We start from the raw sequence: 17,164 nt of genomic DNA, 5'->3' as shown, positions 1-17,164 counted from the left end.
TCGCCGCTTCAAAGACCAAGGTAAGTAGCCTGAACCCGATTGTCGTGTTTCAGGGTTTCAGATGAGCCCTGCATGACCACGTTGCCACCATCAACTACGTAGGCGTAGCTCGCCAGATCAAGCGCCACCGACGCGTTTTGCTCGACTAAGAGTACGTCCACTCCATCTCGATTGATTGCGCGGATGGTTGTACCGATTAGATCGACCACGGCTGGTGCGAGTCCGATGGTCGGCTCATCAAGTAGCAAAAGGCGCGGCGACGACATCAGTGCGCGGCCGATCGCAACCATTTGCTGCTGCCCGCCGCTCAGCGACATCGCCGGATGATTGAGCTTCTCGCGCAACGCGGGGAAGACGTCTAATACGCGGTCCCTATCGCGTTGGATCGCCGCCGAGTCGCGACGCAGGTACGCACCCATCGTGAGATTCTCCGCAACGGTCATGTACGGAAAGAGCCGCCGCCCTTCGGGCACGAGCGCCATTCCGAGACCGACGATCTGATCTGTGCGCATCTTGGAGATATCATTGCCGTCAAAGACGCGGGTGCCGGAACAGTCCCCCGCGAGATTCATCACCGCGTTCATCACAGAAGTCTTACCGGCCCCGTTCGAGCCAATCAGCGCTACTACTGCGCCACGGGGCAGGTCGAGATTGACGCCGTCAACGGCTGTCACGCCGCGGTAGCGCACACGCAGATCACGCACTGAAAGAGAAGTTGTCGTTGTCATTGTGTTGTCCCCAGATAAGCGAGAATCACCTCGGGGTTATTGCGCACTTCTTCCGCACTACCCTGTGCCAACAACTTGCCGTATTGAAGCACGATGAAACGATCGCATATGCCCATCATCGCCTTCATATTGTGGTCGACGATTAGGATGGTGGTGCCGTCTTCCCGACAGAGCGTGCGAAGTAAGTGGAGCACATTCGCAACTTCGACGGTATGCAGTCCGGTCAACGGCTCATCTAGCCCCAGCAGCTTGGGCTTTGTCGAGATCGCAATGCCAACGCTGAGCAGCCGCTGCATTCCGTGCGGCAAACTCCCGGCTTCCATGTCAAGATGTTTTTCCAGACCTACTCGCGCTGCAATCGCATGCGCGCTTTCTACCCGGTCTATGCGTTTTCGCCACTGCCGGTTTGCGGCGATTACGAGGTTTTCGAGCACCGTCATGTCGCGGAAAAAACTATCGTGCTGAAAGGTGCGAACCAGTCCACGTCGGCTAATCGCGTGCGGCGCGAGACCTGCAATGCTGGCGCCGTCGAAGAGCATTTCCCCACCGCTTGGTTTCACGTGACCCGAGAGCAGATTGAATGTCGTGGTCTTCCCGGCCCCATTCGGACCGATCAGCCCGAGGATCTCGCCCGCGCGGATCTCGAAATTCAGATCGGAAACCGCGACGAGTCCGCCGTAGCGCCGTGTCAAGCCCTTCACCGCCAGCAATGGATGCGCGGAGTACTGGCGCGACGATTGCAAGTCATGGTTATTCATCCAAGTTCTCCGCTCGCACGGTCTTTCGAAACACCGGGCCTTCCGCCAATTAGGCACCAGCAACCAATCCATTTTCCGACGTCGATCAGTCCGCCGCGCACGCCGAGCATCGATAAAATAATGACTCCGCCGAACAGCACATACTGCAGCGCGCCCGAGCCCTGCACGAGTTGCGAGACGACCGTGAGGAAGATGGCGCCGATCACCGGTCCAACGATATGACGCTCACCGCCGACCTTCGCGTATGCAAGCGCGTAAACCGGAATTAGGAAGCTGAAATCGCCAGGGCTGATGACGTGATAGCTGTATGCGTGTATCGATCCCGCCGCACCGACCACCAACGCGGCGATTACAAAGCACAAGAGCTTCACGCGCAGAGCGCTAACACCCAGCGTCTCAACCACGTTGTCGTTGTTGCGAATGGCGTTCATTAGCAAACCAAACGACGACTTCTCCACCGCGAAAAGACCGCATAGCAGTAGATAGCATACCGACACGCTGAGCGCGGGCATCCACGGTTCGAGCGACATCGGAGCATAGATGCCAACCATGCCAGAATTGCCGCCGACGAAATCGATACGCGTGTATGCTAGACGGATGACCTCGGTGAACGCGAAACCGATCAGCATGAAGTACGGCCCCTTCACACGCAAGGTCATCCAACCGAACAGCAAGCCAAGTACGGCCGCGCCGACGCTCGATGCAATAAGCACAAGTGGCACCACGTCCAAACCGTTCGTCACGGCGATCGCGGTGAGGTACGCAGCGAAGCCATAGATTGCGCCGCATGCCATGTTCGTCTCGCCGATGAGCAAAACGAAGCGCATACTGGCGGCGAGAACCGCATTAATCGCAGACCAGACGACAAGTTGCGTCAGATACGTCGGCTCAAAATAACTGAGCGCCCCGATGGCCGCGACCAACAACACGGCATTCAGCACAATGATCTTGCGGTCAATGCTGTACATGGCCGAGCATCCCCCGTGGTCGGAACAGAAGTAGCACGGCAACTAGGCAGAACATGCCGATCGTCGCCATAGTGCCGTCAAGGTAATAACCGACGACGCTTTCGAGAAACGCGATCGTTAGCCCGCCAAGAATAGCCCCGGGAATTGAGCCCAACCCGCCGATGATAATCGTGATAAAACCTTTGACTAGATAGTCGTTCCCGACTGCCGGGGTTATCACCGTGATTGGCGCGATCAGACAACCGGAGACAGCAGCGAGAAACGACCCTATCATGAAGCCATAGAGCAGTGTCCGCTTATACCGCACGCCTTGGAGCGCGGCAGCGCCGGCGTCTTCAGCGGTTGCTCGGATTGCGCGACCAAAGCGCGTATACCCGAGCATCACATACAGCAATATCGCGACCACGACCGCGACCACGCAAACGATCAGTCTTTGCAATTCGATCCCGGCACCAAGGATGCGTAGCTCGCCGGGCGCGATGTTCGGGACCACCCGCGGCACGCCGCCGAAGATCCATAAGAAAGCGCCTTCGAAAAACAGCAGCATGCCGACCGAAAGGATGAACGAGCCGACCATATCTCTCAGGTACTGCCGGAAGCCCCACTGATAGACCGCGAGTGCCAACGCGAGCACGACGGCGATCGAGAGCACGCTCGACAGTAAGAACGACACGGCGACGCCGATGTGCAGCGCTTCTTGCAGCGACGGCACCAGTACGCTCGTTAGTAAGGCGCCAAGCGTGAAGAACTGACCGTGCGCGAAGTTCACCACGCCCATCACGCCAAAAATCAGCGTAAGGCCGAGCGCGAACAGCACGTATACGGAGCCTGCCTGTAGCGTGTTCAACGCAAGCTGAAGAAATAACGTCATGGAGATCACCCTTCTGTGCAGATTTGCGGTCGGTCCGCGAGCGGTGCAGCACCGATGTGAGGGTCGTGAGATGGCCGCCCGCTTAACTGCCGCTGACGTCCGGTGAATCCACTCGACGCACTTCGACCGTGTTGCCATTTCTGATTTGGGTAATGATCACGGGCACGAGCAGTTGCTGCGGCGAGCCATAGGTCGCCTTGCCGCCATAACCCACCGCTCCATACGATGTGTCCGGCTTCGTTGACGGCAGTGCTCGGGCTACCGCTTTTGGATCAACGCTGTCAGCTTTTTCAATACCGGCCTTGATCGCCATCACGCCGTCCCATACGCCCATCTGCAGGATGTTGAGCGGTTCTTTTAGCGCCAGTTTGGCCTCGGTATCGAGATCTCGTTGCAGTTTGGTCGCCGTTGGGCCGGAGAAGTCGGCGCCTTGGCCCATATAGACGCCTTCAGCGCTCTTGCCGCCCACCTTCACGAGAGTGTCGCTTCCCGTGCCCGCTGGATACAGCTTTACGCCCGCCCAGGCTTGAATCGCCAGTTCCTTCAGTACGCTGCCAGCGTCGCCGGGCGCCGATCCGCCGAGATCAACAGCATCGGGTTTGGCAGCGGCCACTTTTGTCGCAATGGACTGAAATTCCGTCGTGCCGCGCTCATAGAAGCTGGAGCTGACGACACTCACGCCGAGCTTTGCCCACTCCTGCTTGGATTGCGCTTCGGCCTGCTGGCCGGTTGAATCGTTCGGATTGAGCAATGCCACGGTCTTGACGTTCGGATGCTGTTGCTTCACGAGCGAAAAGAGCGGTCCAAAAATCTCATACGGTGTGTTTGAATTGGTGAACGTCAGCGGGAACTTTGGGCCTTTGATTGTCTTGCCCCATGCAGTTGTCAAGAGAACTACGCCCGAACGCTCCGATAGACTCTGCGTCGCCTGCACGGGCGCGGTTCCAAGGCTCTGAACAATGTAATGTACGCCATCTCGGTTGATCATAGCCTGTGCGCTCTGCGCGCCACCAGCGGCAGTGTACAGGTTGTCGTAGGTAGTCAGTTGCACTTTGTAAGACTTGCCGCCAGCACGAATGCCGCCGTTGTCGTTAATGTGCTTTGCGACCTTTTGGCCGACCCAGTCGCAACCGATGCCCCAGTTCGCCGCGGCACCTGACATCGGTGCGCTCACGCCGAACTTGAGCACGTCATCCGCATGTGCTGGAACCACCGCCATTGAGAGTGTGACGCCAAGGAAAAAAGCGCCAAAATCGTTTCGTCGTTGCATTTTCCGTCTCCTAAGATTTTTCTATTTTTCGCTCTGGTTGGCTAAGCGATGGATGCGCCGCTATCAACTGACAAGACTTGTCCCGTCGTCAACCGTGATTCATCCGACGCTAGGTAAAGTGCCATATGCGCGATGTCAATCGGCTCGCAGATGCCAAGAAGATAGCCCTGTGCGAGCCGTGCGGTCACTCCGTCCTCTGCAAGCAGACGCTCGACGCGTGGTGTCCGGGTGATGCCCGGCGCAATTGCGTTGACGCGGATCTTGTGTGGCGCATATTCGACCGCCATTGATCGCGTCAGTGCAGCGACCGCGCCCTTGGCGGCTGTGTAGGCATCCTTGTTCGGCGAACCTATCAGTGCAAGAACGGAAGAGGTGTTAATTACCGATCCTCCCCCGCGCCGCACCAGCTCGGGAATGCCATGGCGACAGCCCAGCCAAGTGCCAAACAAATCGACATTGATGCAACGCCAGAACTCTTCTGCTGAAGCTTCAGTGACTGGCCCGTCATTTACTGCAGATCCGCCCACGTTGTTGTAGAGCACATCCAAACCGCCTAAGGCGGAGACAGTTCCCGCAATCGCTCCTCGGACGCTGTCTTCGCGCGTGACATCTAGCTCGAAAACGATCGCCTCTCCACCCGCGCGATTGACCTCATCGGCAATCCGATGCGCGGCGCTTACATCACGATCGCCTATTGCGACTCCGCATCCTTCTCTCGCGAATAGCAACGCCGCTGCTGCACCGATGCCGCTCCCACCACCCGTTATAAATGCAGTCTTATGAACTAGCCGACCCATCAACGCCTCCTTACCATCTATCGAACTGAGCGCTCAGTCACCTTGCATTTGAGTATAGCAGTGGAACACTTGCTGTCAATGTGAAAGCGCCGCGATTTACATCCGGAAAGACCCCAAGATCGGAGCGCAAGGAAGAACATCTCACCGACTCGTCAGCGCTCGGAGTTGTGCTGCGTCGTCGAAAAATTTTGATTACAGACGTATCGTCTGCCAGACCGTAACTCGCCTTGGCCGCCGCCACGAACATTCGGTAGGCGCACTCGGATGACGTACCGACCTTCGATAACCAGGCGTTCGCACGTGTAGTCGTCGAGCACGTTCAGGGATCGAAACTGCCGAACATAGGCCAGCCCGTCAGAAAGGTGTGGATCGTAGTAAATCAGCGAGCGCGAATCCCTACGGCCCGCCGGGCAACATCCCGCGGTGCGTTCGGTCATCAATCCCTGGCCGGATCGCGCTAGGCCTGTTGGCTGGCTATATTGAGCCAGCAGGTCTTCCAGCGCGGCGTTGTCGAGCCTTAATTGACCAACGACTCGGGTTGGTAGTCGACAAGGTTAGCGGCGCAGTGAATTTCCCACCACCGGCCAACATTACGGTCGACAACGGGCCAGCATTGGCGCCAAGGTGTTGGATGCATGCTGAACGAGCACCGGTTCGCCTCAATGCGCCACGCCGAGCGGCTGATGAAGAATGGCGTACGAGGCCGGCACCGTGCGGCCTCGTAGTCACATGACGCAGGTTCAGATCGCGCGGGCGCGCAATCCAAAGCAGCAGTTCTTAAACCGACACTTGACTGCGGTTCGGACCAAAAACGGGGGTGGATCAAACTTTTCCATCATGTCGATTCAGTACTCAAGCATAGCGCCGACCCGCGCGTCGGCGCTATGCCTGCGAACCGCCTCCTTGCCAATCAAGACTGCTCCATGCCGGTCAACCAACGCGTGCACTGAGTTGCTTGAGTAGCTCGGCACGACGAATTTTTCCCGTTGGAGTCATCGGGAATTCATTTAGTATCACCAGTTCCTCCGGCAATTTGTAATCGGCAACCCGACCTTTTATCATGGCGATGATCGCGTCGAGGGTGATCTGGGCGCCTGGCTTGAGAACTGCGCATAAGCAGTTCCGTTCGCCAAGGCGTGCGTCGGGTACGCCGACAACTGCAAGCTGCAGAAAGGCTTCGTGCTCGTACAGCAGGTCTTCGATCTCGCGCGGAAAATACTTTTTTCCACCTCGATTGATGATCTCTTTTTTGCGCCCAGAAATTCGGATATTGCGGTTCTTATCGACGATCTCTCCAAGGTCGCCAGTTCTGAACCACCCCTCGTCCGTGAAGCTCTCGCTGTTCGCCTGTGCGTTATTCAAATAGCCAAGATGCACCGACGGCCCTTTCGCGCATAGCTCGCCTGTCTGGCCGTCATTGACAAACCGTCCCACGTCGTCGAGTACGCCGAGTTCCATCTCCGCCACGCACCGCCCTACCGTCCCGATCACTTCGAGGGGATCGTCTTCGAGCCGTGTATAAGAATGGAAGCCTGTCTCCAACATGCCGTAGAGTTCGATAAGCCGACCCTGAGGGAAAGCCGAGCCGAAGAGTCTAATCGTTTCTAACGACGCAGATGCACCGCCGGTTACCATCACGCGTAGCGAGGAGCAGTCCGTCGAGCTTAACTCCGGCGCGTTGAGCATTGCGACGATGGCAGCGGGCGCGGTCGGAACGAACGTCACATTCTCCGAAGCGATGCGCTCAAGTGCGGCACGCGCCGAAAAGCGCTCTAGCAATACGGTGCATGCTCCCGCCATAACTGACTGAAGCAACGTCAGATAGCCCCAGTTCAGCGCTACCGGCAAATACGCCAGGAACACGTCGTCCTTAGTAACCCGCATGTCGCGATTCAAAAAAGCTGCAGCACACAGTGTAGTGTTAAAACTATGCAGTACACCCTTCGGATTACCGGTTGTTCCAGATGTAAAGCACATTCGCATGATCTCGTCAGGGTCCATGTACAGCCGATGCTCGTCACGAATCTCAGGCAAGACGGAAAGTGTCTGCGCGAAAGAGACGACGTCGTCGCCTGAAACGGGATCGACGCAAACGGCCAACACAGGGGCAGGCAACCTGCCGCGCACGTCGCGAAACATGTCAATGTAATTGAAGCCCTTGAACTGAAGCGCGCACACGTATGCCTTAGACTCAGAAAAATCGAGAATGTAGCGCAATTCCTCCGCGCGCAGATCGGGACTGATCTTATTCGCAATCGCCCCAATCAGTTCGAGTGCGAAGAACACGACCGGAAACTCGACGCGGTTCGGCACTTGCAGTGTTACGACATCGCCATGACCGATCCCTTGGCGGCGCAGCAGTTCCGCAAACCGCCGCACTTCGGACCACAGCTGCGCGTAAGTCACTGAACGGCGGTCATCTTTGAACGCAATGCGATCGGGCATCTCGTAGACGCGCTTCTCCAGTATCTCGCTAAACGTAACGTCTTTCCACCAACCATTGCGACGATAAAGATCCTGCAAATGCTGCGCTACTTGGCGCTCCGGCTGAACTCTCATGGTCGGCTCCTTTGCTGCAATGACTGGACGGTCTAGCGGACGCCGCGAAGCAGACCGCCGTCAACCTGAATGGCAGCGCCTGTAATGTAGGCGCCGCGCGGCGACACCAGCAATGCCGCGAGACCTGCAATATCGTCGACCGTACCGACTCGCCCGAGGGGAACGTCCAGTAACAAACGGGTGCGCACGCTCTCGTCCGGTTCATCGCCCGCGGCGAAGACCTTGCGCAGGCGCGAGGTGTCGATGTAGCCGGGACAGATTGTGTTGACGTTGATGCCAAACTCTGCGAGTTCTATCGATAAAGTCTTCGCATAGCCGATCACGCCGCCCCAAGTCGCCACCGAAAGCCCGAGGTCGCGGATCGGCTGGATTGCAGAGATGGCAGTTATGTTAAGAATGCTCCCACCGCCCCGCTCTCTCATTGACTCCGCGACCTGCCGGACCATGCGCACCGGGTACATTAGATTTTGCTCGACTGCGCGATGCCACGCTGCATCGTCGAAAGAAAGCAATGGGCCGACCGGCGGCGCACCGTCGTTGTTCACCAGCACATCAATGCCCCCGTGGACAGCGCGAACGGTCGTCGCTACTCTTTCGCAGTCTTCCGCCTTACGGCAATCCGCTGGGATCCATGTCACCTGGTTGCCGGTCATTTCGTGAATTTCGTGGGCCGCGCGCTTGAGGTCTTCCTCACGACGCGCGGTGATCACAACGCTGGCGCCCTCAGCGGCGAGTGTACGCGCGATACCAAGACCGATTCCCTGGCTGCCACCGCCGACGATCGCCACCTTCCCTTTTAGTTGGAGATTCATTGCGTCTCCTCGCCGGCGAGAAAGCGCTCGGCATTAAGATAGAACACACTTTCAAGGACTTCCTGCGCATAGCCTTCCTTCTCCCAATCGGCGCGCAATCGATTGTAGGAGTACAGCGGATAATCGGCACCAAACATCACGCGATTACGCAGACGTCGGCTGATTTCATGCTTAAGGTCGGTGGTAAAGTACTTCGGAGACCATCCGTGCAGCTCGTACCATATGTTGCGCTTATGCATCAAAACTGCGATGGTTTCCGTCTGCCATGGCCAACCAGGGCGTGCCGCGACTATGCGAAGCGACGGAAACTTCGCCGCGACGAAATCGAGATGACGCGGATGGCAATTGTCTAGCAGTATTCCGCCTCCGCCAGGCAGTCCCGCGCCTAGTCCGGTGGTGCCGACGAAGATCAACACTGGCGTTCCGGTCTGCGCACAAAGATCGTAGAACGGAAACCAGATCGGGTCGCTTGCAGGAGCGGACCCCGAACCCGACACCGCGTAACCCACAAAACTCGGGGCTGCCTCGATGCACCGTCGTAATTCCAGCACCCCAGCGTCGCGATCTAACGGGTCAATATGCAGCCAATGCCCGGCGATTACGTCCATGCCTTTGCGCTGGACATCGAACGCATAGTCGTGCAACGCCGAGACTTCTTCGATCGGTAGGTATTTGGTGTAGCCCAAATCTAGGATAACGCGCGCGTCGTTGTCTCGGAAGTGTTGGACCATTTCCGCCTCCGAGTGGTAGACGGGTTCAGAATTCCATGTCTTCTTTTGCTGCGCGAGCTCTTCGGGCGTTCGCAACGGAAAGCCGCGGCGCGTGCCCCAATGCGAGTGCATATCGACGATTTTCATATTTGGTCCACCTATATATGCGACCGCGCTGGAAGCCCCGGTCTCCGAGGGGCAACCACCGCCCCGACCAAAACACCACCAAGACTGCATCTGACTGAGCGCTCAGTATACCCCGCGCGACGCTTTCGTCAATATGTCGCAAAACGGCTCTGCGAAAGGCACTTCATGCCTCGTCCCTGAAGTCGTGCGAAGCCGCGTCTTGGCGTCGGGTTTGGGGTCTGCAAAACAGACACGACACACCGATTAGTGACTAAACGTCACTAATGAAGTGCTTAGCGAAGTATTTTGCTTGTTGGCGCCGACATCGAGAATGGTGCCCAGACCGATCTGATAACACATTGTCATCGTCCTTATACTGGAGAAAACATGTCTTTCCGACTTCAACGCCGCGCTCTACTTAAGAGCGCATCCGGTCTGCTGGCTGCGGCAACATTGGCGCCACTGCAAGCGCGCAGCGCGAGCGCTGCCACGAGTAGGCACCAATCTGCCGCCATTTCGAAGTCCACTGCACGATTCGACTCAATCGACGCATCCCTCCGCACAGCGGTCGAAGACAGCACAGTAGCCGGGGTGGTTGCGATAGGAGCGACGGAGCAAGGGGTTGTCTACTCGGGTCATGCTGGTCATGCAGATGCTGAACGCTTGCGGCCGATAACGGGAGACTCGATCTTCTGGCTCGCCTCGATGACCAAGGCAATCACTGCAACGGCGTGCATGCAGCTTGTCGAGCAGGGAAGGCTCAAGCTCGAACAACCCGCCTCGGATCTGCTGCCGCAACTAAAAACGCCGCAGGTGCTCGAAGGATTCGACACAACGGGTCATCCAATACTGCGGCCAGCGCGGAATGCGATCACGGTCCGTCATCTGCTGACCCATACTTCCGGCTTCACCTACAGCATCTGGAGCGATCGCCTCACCGAGTACGAGAAAGTGACCGGGATGCCAGATATTGGCTACTCGCTAAATGGTGCGTTTGCAGCACCGCTCGAATTCGAACCGGGCGAGCGTTGGCAGTATGGGATTAGCATGGACTGGGTTGGCAAGCTTGTCGAGGCCGTGGCCGACCAGTCACTTGAAGTCTACTTCCGAGAGAACATTTTCGCTCCGCTTGAAATGAACGATACCGGGTTTCTTATCGGCACCGCACAGAAGCGACGGGTCGCGACGTTACACCGTCGTCAAGGTGATGGAAGTCTCAAGCCCGAACCGTTCGAGATGAACCAGCGCCCAGAGTTCTTCATGGGCGGAGGAGGCTTGTTTAGTACGCCGAACAACTACATGACTTTTCTGCGCATGCTTCTTGGAAATGGAACATACCGCGGTGAGCGCCTCCTGCGCTCCGAGACAGTTGCCTCGATGTTCCGCAATCATATTGGTGATCTCGCAGTTGGCGAGATGAAGACAGCGCAACCCGCATGGTCAAATAGCTTCGATCAGTTCCCTGATCAGGCACACAAATGGGGATTGTCCTTTGACATCAACACGGAGGCAGGCCCACATGGTCGTAGCGCCGGAAGTGGCAGTTGGGCGGGCCTGCTAAATACCTACTTCTGGATCGACCCTGTCAAACGCGTAGCGGGGTCCATGTTCTCGCAGGTCCTGCCTTTTTATGATGAACGCGTGGTCAACCTGTATGGTCAGTTCGAGCAAGGCCTTTATTCCGGCTTGCGCCGAGCCTAACTGAAAGTTAGTTAGTGCGGAACTCCTTACCGATCACTTCAACTCTATAAAGGACCGGCATCATGTATGCAGTCACGGGTATCACGGGCAAAGTCGGTGGCGCATTGGCGCGGGCGCTCCTCGCCTGCGGCCAGCAAGTACGGGCAGTCGTTCGAGATGCGGACCGCGCCGCATCGTGGCGAGAGCGAGGTTGTCAAATCGCTATCGCCGACATGGAAGACGAGTCAGCGCTAGCGACTGCTTTCCATGGCGCAACGGGAGTCTTTATTTTGCCACCCTCCGAGTTCGACCCGGCTCCTGGATTTCCAGAGGCCAAGGCCGTAATTGACGCAGTCGCGAGCGCTTTGCGTCTTGCGAAACCGAAAAAGGTTGTATGTCTGTCGACCATTGGCGCACATGCAACTGAGAGCAATTTGCTCACGCAGCGAACGCTCATGGAACAAACGTTGACCCATCTGTCCATCCCAGTAACCTTCTTGCGGCCGGGCTGGTTCCTAGAAAATTCGGCGTGGGACGTCGCAGCGGCTCGTGACGCGGCGAGAATCGCCAGCTTCCTGCAACCGCTAGATCGCGTTGTGCCAATGGTGGCAACGGAAGACGTTGGCTCCCTTGCGGCAAAATTGCTGCAGGAGACGTGGACCGGCGTCCGCGTCGTTGAGATCGAGGGTCCACACCGTGTCAGTCCCAACGATATTGCGGCTGCTTTCTCGCGAGCCTTCGGGCATCCCGTGCAGGCCGAAGTCGTTGAAAGGTCGCAGTGGGAATCTATGTTCCAGTCCCAAGGCATGAGGAATCCGATGCCCCGTATCCGCATGCTCGACGGCTTCAATGAAGGCTGGATCTGCTTTGAAGGATCGCCTGAGAATGTCATCCGCGGTCAGGTCGATCTCGATACCGTTATTAAAAAGCTAGTCGCAGACGCGAGCTGAGCGCTCGAGACGCGCCACTCGTCGAAACAAGGAGAGCTTCTTGGACTACATTACTCTTGGTACAACTGGGCTGCGTATTTCCCGCCTGAGCCTTGGTGCAATGACCTTTGGTGCGGGATCCGGCATCTGGGGCAACATAGCCGGACTGGACCGCGATCAAGCCATCCACCTCACGGCTGTCGCCGCCGAGCAAGGCGTCAATCTTATCGACACAGCGGACGTTTATTCGCAAGGTCTCTCCGAAGAGATCGTCGGGCAAGTAATCAAGGCGCTTAGCTTCGACGAGACGAAAATGCTGGTGGCCACGAAGGTACGGCTTCGTACCGGTCCCAGCCATAATCAGGTCGGCCTTGGTCGCTCCCACATAATCCGATCGGTGGAGACGAGTCTACGGCGTCTCGGACGAGACCATATCGACCTACTCCAGCTACACGATCGGGATGCGCTGGTACCGCTCGACGAAACGCTACGTTCGCTTGATGATCTGGTGACGCAGGGAAAGGTCCGTCACATCGGCGCTTGTAACTTCAGCGCGGCTGATATGGAGCGTGCCTCAGCCTATACAGAGCGCACCGATCGCACACCGATCGTGAGCAACCAAGTCCACTATGCACTAACGAGCCGAGACGTCGAACACGACATCGTTACCGTGGCCGAGTCGCGGTCAATGGGACTGCTAGTGTGGAGTCCGCTCGCGGGTGGCTACTTGAGCGGAAAATATGCAAGCGCCGAGTCATCCGCGGGGCGGCGCAGTAAACTAGAGTTTCCGCCGGTCGACCAGGGTATAGGTCATAGGATTCTAGAGGTGCTTATCGAGGTAGCTGACTCCCTCGAGGCATCGCAGGCGCAGGTCGCGATAGCTTGGCTTCTCGCGAAGCGAGCCGTCGCATCCGTCATAGTCGGTGCCCGCACGCCGGAGCAGCTAGCGCAGAATCTTGACGCGCGTAACATTCAACTCAGTGTCGAACACCTCGCGCGTTTGGACTCGGTTTCAGAAACTCGAATACCATATCCCCACTGGATGCAACGTTACCACGATAAGGATCGATTGATTTAGCGCGCTGCGTCGACGCCGCGGTTGTTAGCCGCTGACATTCAACATCCGCGCCGTCATCGAATTCGATAACAGCATTTCTCACCTGCCTCTAACCCGGGGCATAGCGTTTTCCATCCTCAGGGAAGCGGTGCTTGTATAAGGGTCGTAATTGCAATTTGGGTAACCGGGACCTGAGCCGTGAGGCGCATGGCCTCACGGCGTCCCCAGCCTCGCCGTCTGGCTGAATCATAATGGAAACGTACATCGGGAGCGCTATCAGGCATACAGGCCGGACGCGCGCGAATGGTTGCAATTATTCCTTCAGCCCATCAATAAAGTCGAGAAAGACCTTGGTCTTTGCTGGAATGTGCTCACGCGACGGATAAAAAACGTATAGCGGATAACGCTCGTCTGCCCAATCAGGAAATAGGTTCACTAAAAGCCCTGTTGCAATCAAATGCTCGGCGCCTATAGATAGCATTTGGGCGATGCCCGATCCTGCCAGACAGGCGTCAAGTAATGCGCTCGGATCGTTGACCGTCAGCCGACCGCGTGTCGTTATCACGACGCGCTTCCGGCCCTGATGGAACTCCCAAGGGAAGGGCTTTCCGCCTGCCGGATCGCGGAACTCCAAACATCGATGGTCGGAGTTCTCGAGATCCTCAGGTCTGCTGGGACGCCCTCGCTGCACGAGATACGATGGCGCTGCGAGTGTCATGATAGCCGTATCGAGTACTTTACGCGCTACAAGCGTAGAGTCCTTTGGCTTGCCGAATCTGAGCGCGACGTCGAAGCCTTCTGACACCAGATCACCCAAGCTGTCCCGCGCGATGAATTCAATTTTCAGCTCGGGATGCAGGTCCATGAAACTGTCAAGCCGCGAACCGAGCACAGTTCGATAGCATACGGGATCGAGGTTCACTTTAAGCCGGCCGCGGACCGACATCGACACACCCGAAACTTCCGCCGCCGCTTCTTCGAGTGCAATAAGATGAGGCAACATGCGTTCGTACATGCGGTGCCCCTCCTCCGTGAGAGAGACTGCACGGGTGGTGCGGTGAAATAGCCTCAGCTTGAGCCGATCTTCAAGCCTTGCAATCGCTCTGCTTACCCCCGGCGGAGACATTCCCACAATCTCCGCCGCCCCTTTAAACGTGCCTGCGTCTACGATTGCAGCGAATATGTTAATCGCGCTCGAAAAGCTCTCGAGTTTTGGCTTCATGCCGGGTCCTATGCGCGTTAAGTTTTCCGTCAGCCAACGACTTTACCTCTCGGCACTTCTACATAGCAAGCATCGCAGTCCATGGGTGACTACGCGCTACCTCGAATGTCTCCCCCGTCTTCCGTTTAAGTTGCTCATTACGCCGGCGGCGGTAGCGCGGGTCACGGCCTTGCAAAGTATGAAGCCAAGGCGTCCCTGGCGTTCCGTGCTTACATTGCCTGCCTACAAGTACTTGGCCGGTCGCAGACGTAGCTCGGGCGCTAGCGTGATCGTTAGATTCTGACCGTCTAGTCGCGGCAGCCTGCAAGGATGAGAATTATGCTGACTTCGAGAATGCGTTAATAGCCCCAATGAGAGATCTTCTCGTCGGTGTTCGGGCGGCCGGCTCGACTACTTGACTTCGTCTCTGAGACTCTGATTGGCTCGCTTTCAACGAAGCGAGTCCGTTTGGCTTTACGCCGACCGGCGTCGTATCGGCGTACCAAGCGAATGTCAACAGGCCTCAGACAACTGCTCGCCCAATCAATCCAAGTATCAAGGGGCCAGTACTGAGCGTACTCGGCCGACGTCATCGAAAATCTTGATTACGGAGGTATCGTCCGCGAGACCGTGACCCGCTTCGGCAGCCGACAAGAACATGCGATGCGCGCATTTTGTCAACGGCGCGACGAATTGCGAGCTGTCGGCCATGTCGAGAACCAGGCCTAGATCTTTAACGAAGATGTTCAGCGCAGTCACGGGAGCAAAGTCATTTGCAATCACGTGGGGCATGCGATCTTGGAACGCCCACGAGTTTCCTGCACTGTTCGTGATAACGTCGTACAGGAGCTGAGGCTCGATTCCTTGGCGCTTCGCCAATGCCATTGCCTCGGTTGCAGCTGCGATATGTACGCCACAAAGCAGATTATTGATCAGCTTCACTTTGGAGCCCAATCCGACTTGCTCACCAAACCGGTACACTTTGGCTGCGTAGGCATCAAATACATCCTTACAGGCATCATACGCCGACTGCGGTCCTGAGCCCATGATCGTCAGTTTTCCCGCCGCTGCGCCGACCACCCCTCCCGATACAGGAGCGTCGATCATCGCGATCCCCTGCTCTTCGAGTCGCTTCGCCATTGCCTCGGCGAATGCTGGTGCTACCGTCGAGCTAGCAATCACGACACTGCCTGCCTTGAGCGTTGAAGCCAATCCATCGGTGCCAAAAAGGACCTGCTCCGTCTGAGCAGCGTTTACCACCAAGATAATCACCACATCCGACCGCTGACCGAGATCAGCCAAGCGGTCGCACGCAATGCCTCCAGCTGCCGAAAATTTGGCGCGCACGTCCGCACTCACGTCATAGCCTGTTACTGCGAACCCCGCCCGTATAAGCGAGTTTGCTACGCCTTGCCCCATCGCACCTATTCCCACAACGCCCACTGTCTTCGGCATATCTACTCCGGTTTCTGGTTGTACCAGATTTGACACTACGACGACGTGCGCCGAAAAGCAAGTCTCGCGAGTATTAGATCGTCGTGCCGCATCCGATCCTGTTCTGCACGCAGTCGTGCTGCTCAAGGCCGATCTACTTTTTTGTTGACGGAACGCGACGACGGCTCGTAATATCTGGTTGTACCAGTTAAGACGCACGCAGGATATTCCATGACGAAACCGTTTCGCGTTCTAGCAACGAACCCAATCGATCCATCCGCCTTATCCATCCTCGCGCCAACTTGCGAACTACTTACCGCGCCAAATGATCGGGAGGATACGCTGCGCTCGCTCGTATCCGACGTTGACGCGCTCATCGTCCGCGTGCGTCTTCCGGAGGACATCTTCGATCGCGCTCGGCGTCTGAGAGCCTGTGTGCGCCACGGAGTCGGTCTGGATTTCATACCGGTTGAACGGGCAACCCGCGCAGGAATTCCGGTCGCAAACCTCCCAGACTCAAACACGCAAGCGGTCGCCGAGCATGTCGTTGGTGCGATCTTAGCGATGGCTCGCGGCTTTGACCGGCTCCCCACATCTTGGCGGAAAAACGGCTGGCTCGTGAGGCAGGCGTTTCAGGGCTTCGAGATGCGCGGGCGGACCGTCGGCGTAGTTGGCCTTGGCCGAATTGGCATCAGAGTCGCGGAAGCGCTGCATCATGGCTTTGGGATGCGCGTCATTGGTTGTGACAGCAGCAAGCGCGAAGGGTTGCCGCTGTTCATCGAGCAAACGTCGATCGAGGAAGTGTTCGCTGGCGCAGACGTCATCACGCTTCACGCGCCGCTAGTCGCATCAACAAAACACATGGTTAATGCACGCTTACTAGCTCTGGCAAAGCGGAGCGCACTACTCGTCAATGCAGCGCGCGGCGGGCTGATTGACGATGAAGCGTTGGTTCAAGCCTTGAGTAGCCGTCAGATCGCTGGCGCAGCACTTGATGTATTCGAACCGGAGCCATTGCCCACCGCACACCCCTATTGGTCGCTCGACAACGTCTTATTGACGCCGCACGTCGCCGCTTTCACAACTGAAGGTTTGGAACGAATGAGCACTGGCGCAGCTCGGGCCGTCGTTGACATCCTGCATTCACGCATGCCGGAAAATTTAGTCAATCCCGAAGTGTGGTCGCGCTATCTCGACTCTATCAAAAGCCCTGAGACGCAGAGACGTCTTTAACCCACAACGCATCGTCCGTACTTAGAAGAAA

Annotated in this window: 15 protein-coding genes; 4 read left to right on the top strand and 11 right to left on the bottom strand. The window is 57.1% G+C overall.

Annotated elements, in window-relative coordinates:
- Positions 1 to 8: 8 nt before the first annotated feature.
- The 9 genes from NCR38_RS30690 to NCR38_RS30650 form a co-directional block, all read right to left on the bottom strand.
- Positions 9 to 728 (bottom strand): ABC transporter ATP-binding protein, encoded by a 720-nt coding sequence (locus NCR38_RS30690; RefSeq protein ID WP_250478136.1) that lies wholly within the window; start codon positions 726 to 728, stop codon positions 9 to 11.
- The gene (locus NCR38_RS30685) at positions 725 to 1,486 is read right to left on the bottom strand and encodes an ABC transporter ATP-binding protein (RefSeq protein ID WP_250478135.1); all 762 of its coding nucleotides are present in this window, start codon (positions 1,484 to 1,486) and stop codon (positions 725 to 727) included. The genes NCR38_RS30690 and NCR38_RS30685 overlap by 4 nt, the downstream gene beginning before the upstream one ends.
- Positions 1,483 to 2,454, bottom strand: a complete 972-nt coding sequence (locus tag NCR38_RS30680) for a branched-chain amino acid ABC transporter permease (protein ID WP_250478134.1) — start codon at positions 2,452 to 2,454, stop codon at positions 1,483 to 1,485. Before NCR38_RS30680 ends, NCR38_RS30685 begins: the two co-directional genes overlap by 4 nt.
- Positions 2,441 to 3,325 (bottom strand): branched-chain amino acid ABC transporter permease, encoded by an 885-nt coding sequence (locus NCR38_RS30675; protein ID WP_250478133.1) that lies wholly within the window; start codon positions 3,323 to 3,325, stop codon positions 2,441 to 2,443. The genes NCR38_RS30680 and NCR38_RS30675 overlap by 14 nt, the downstream gene beginning before the upstream one ends.
- Positions 3,326 to 3,407: 82 nt before the next feature.
- Positions 3,408 to 4,595, bottom strand: coding sequence for an ABC transporter substrate-binding protein (locus tag NCR38_RS30670; RefSeq protein WP_250478132.1), 1,188 nt, complete (start codon positions 4,593 to 4,595; stop codon positions 3,408 to 3,410).
- 41 nt (positions 4,596 to 4,636) lie between these two features.
- Complete coding sequence (locus tag NCR38_RS30665; protein ID WP_250478131.1) at positions 4,637 to 5,392, bottom strand: SDR family NAD(P)-dependent oxidoreductase; 756 nt, start codon at positions 5,390 to 5,392, stop codon at positions 4,637 to 4,639.
- A gap of 930 nt (positions 5,393 to 6,322) precedes the next feature.
- Positions 6,323 to 7,951 carry a class I adenylate-forming enzyme family protein gene (locus tag NCR38_RS30660; RefSeq protein ID WP_250478130.1) on the bottom strand — a complete coding sequence of 543 codons (1,629 nt, stop codon included), beginning with the start codon at positions 7,949 to 7,951 and terminating at the stop codon, positions 6,323 to 6,325.
- A 32-nt stretch (positions 7,952 to 7,983) separates the two neighbouring features.
- Positions 7,984 to 8,763, bottom strand: a complete 780-nt coding sequence (locus tag NCR38_RS30655) for an SDR family oxidoreductase (protein ID WP_250478129.1) — start codon at positions 8,761 to 8,763, stop codon at positions 7,984 to 7,986.
- Positions 8,760 to 9,620, bottom strand: coding sequence for an amidohydrolase family protein (locus NCR38_RS30650; protein WP_061121542.1), 861 nt, complete (start codon positions 9,618 to 9,620; stop codon positions 8,760 to 8,762). The genes NCR38_RS30655 and NCR38_RS30650 overlap by 4 nt, the downstream gene beginning before the upstream one ends.
- Positions 9,621 to 9,986: 366 nt before the next feature.
- On the opposite strand from NCR38_RS30650, the gene NCR38_RS30645 reads away from it, so the two are divergent.
- From NCR38_RS30645 to NCR38_RS30635, 3 genes are all read left to right on the top strand, one after another.
- Positions 9,987 to 11,300, top strand: a complete 1,314-nt coding sequence (locus NCR38_RS30645) for a serine hydrolase (protein ID WP_061121543.1) — start codon at positions 9,987 to 9,989, stop codon at positions 11,298 to 11,300.
- Between the two features lie 62 nt (positions 11,301 to 11,362).
- Positions 11,363 to 12,229: an NmrA family NAD(P)-binding protein gene (locus tag NCR38_RS30640; RefSeq protein ID WP_250478128.1), complete on the top strand. Its 867-nt coding sequence runs from the start codon at positions 11,363 to 11,365 to the stop codon at positions 12,227 to 12,229.
- 40 nt (positions 12,230 to 12,269) lie between these two features.
- A complete protein-coding gene (locus NCR38_RS30635; protein ID WP_250478127.1) occupies positions 12,270 to 13,286 on the top strand; it encodes an aldo/keto reductase in 1,017 nt (338 codons plus the stop codon).
- Between the two features lie 292 nt (positions 13,287 to 13,578).
- On the opposite strand, the gene NCR38_RS30630 is transcribed toward NCR38_RS30635, so the two are convergent.
- Both NCR38_RS30630 and ltnD read right to left on the bottom strand, forming a co-directional pair.
- Positions 13,579 to 14,487, bottom strand: a complete 909-nt coding sequence (locus tag NCR38_RS30630; RefSeq protein WP_250478126.1) for a LysR family transcriptional regulator — start codon at positions 14,485 to 14,487, stop codon at positions 13,579 to 13,581.
- 534 nt (positions 14,488 to 15,021) lie between these two features.
- On the bottom strand, positions 15,022 to 15,921 hold the full coding sequence (ltnD, locus tag NCR38_RS30625; RefSeq protein ID WP_061121547.1) for an L-threonate dehydrogenase: 900 nt from the start codon (positions 15,919 to 15,921) through the stop codon (positions 15,022 to 15,024).
- Between the two features lie 210 nt (positions 15,922 to 16,131).
- On the opposite strand from ltnD, the gene NCR38_RS30620 reads away from it, so the two are divergent.
- Entirely contained in the window at positions 16,132 to 17,133 is a 1,002-nt protein-coding gene (locus NCR38_RS30620) for a hydroxyacid dehydrogenase (protein WP_086961594.1), read from the top strand.
- The last annotated feature ends 31 nt before the right edge of the window (positions 17,134 to 17,164 follow it).

It is taken from the genome of Caballeronia sp. INML1 (assembly GCF_023631085.1).
GTDB lineage: Bacteria > Pseudomonadota > Gammaproteobacteria > Burkholderiales > Burkholderiaceae > Caballeronia > Caballeronia turbans.
Note: the sequence above shows the minus strand (reverse complement) of the source record. Positions and strands in the feature narration are given on the sequence as shown.

What these genes read in the sequence shown, in the direction of transcription:
- NCR38_RS30690 (WP_250478136.1), bottom strand. Translation starts at nt 728, where the DNA reads ATGACAACGACAACTTCTCTTTCAGTGCGTGATCTGCGTGTGCGCTAC.
- NCR38_RS30685 (WP_250478135.1), bottom strand. Translation starts at nt 1,486, where the DNA reads ATGAATAACCATGACTTGCAATCGTCGCGCCAGTACTCCGCGCATCCA.
- NCR38_RS30680 (WP_250478134.1), bottom strand. Translation starts at nt 2,454, where the DNA reads ATGTACAGCATTGACCGCAAGATCATTGTGCTGAATGCCGTGTTGTTG.
- NCR38_RS30675 (WP_250478133.1), bottom strand. Translation starts at nt 3,325, where the DNA reads ATGACGTTATTTCTTCAGCTTGCGTTGAACACGCTACAGGCAGGCTCC.
- NCR38_RS30670 (WP_250478132.1), bottom strand. Translation starts at nt 4,595, where the DNA reads ATGCAACGACGAAACGATTTTGGCGCTTTTTTCCTTGGCGTCACACTC.
- NCR38_RS30665 (WP_250478131.1), bottom strand. Translation starts at nt 5,392, where the DNA reads ATGGGTCGGCTAGTTCATAAGACTGCATTTATAACGGGTGGTGGGAGC.
- NCR38_RS30660 (WP_250478130.1), bottom strand. Translation starts at nt 7,951, where the DNA reads ATGAGAGTTCAGCCGGAGCGCCAAGTAGCGCAGCATTTGCAGGATCTT.
- NCR38_RS30655 (WP_250478129.1), bottom strand. Translation starts at nt 8,763, where the DNA reads ATGAATCTCCAACTAAAAGGGAAGGTGGCGATCGTCGGCGGTGGCAGC.
- NCR38_RS30650 (WP_061121542.1), bottom strand. Translation starts at nt 9,620, where the DNA reads ATGAAAATCGTCGATATGCACTCGCATTGGGGCACGCGCCGCGGCTTT.
- NCR38_RS30645 (WP_061121543.1), top strand. Translation starts at nt 9,987, where the DNA reads ATGTCTTTCCGACTTCAACGCCGCGCTCTACTTAAGAGCGCATCCGGT.
- NCR38_RS30640 (WP_250478128.1), top strand. Translation starts at nt 11,363, where the DNA reads ATGTATGCAGTCACGGGTATCACGGGCAAAGTCGGTGGCGCATTGGCG.
- NCR38_RS30630 (WP_250478126.1), bottom strand. Translation starts at nt 14,487, where the DNA reads ATGAAGCCAAAACTCGAGAGCTTTTCGAGCGCGATTAACATATTCGCT.
- ltnD (WP_061121547.1), bottom strand. Translation starts at nt 15,921, where the DNA reads ATGCCGAAGACAGTGGGCGTTGTGGGAATAGGTGCGATGGGGCAAGGC.
- NCR38_RS30620 (WP_086961594.1), top strand. Translation starts at nt 16,132, where the DNA reads ATGACGAAACCGTTTCGCGTTCTAGCAACGAACCCAATCGATCCATCC.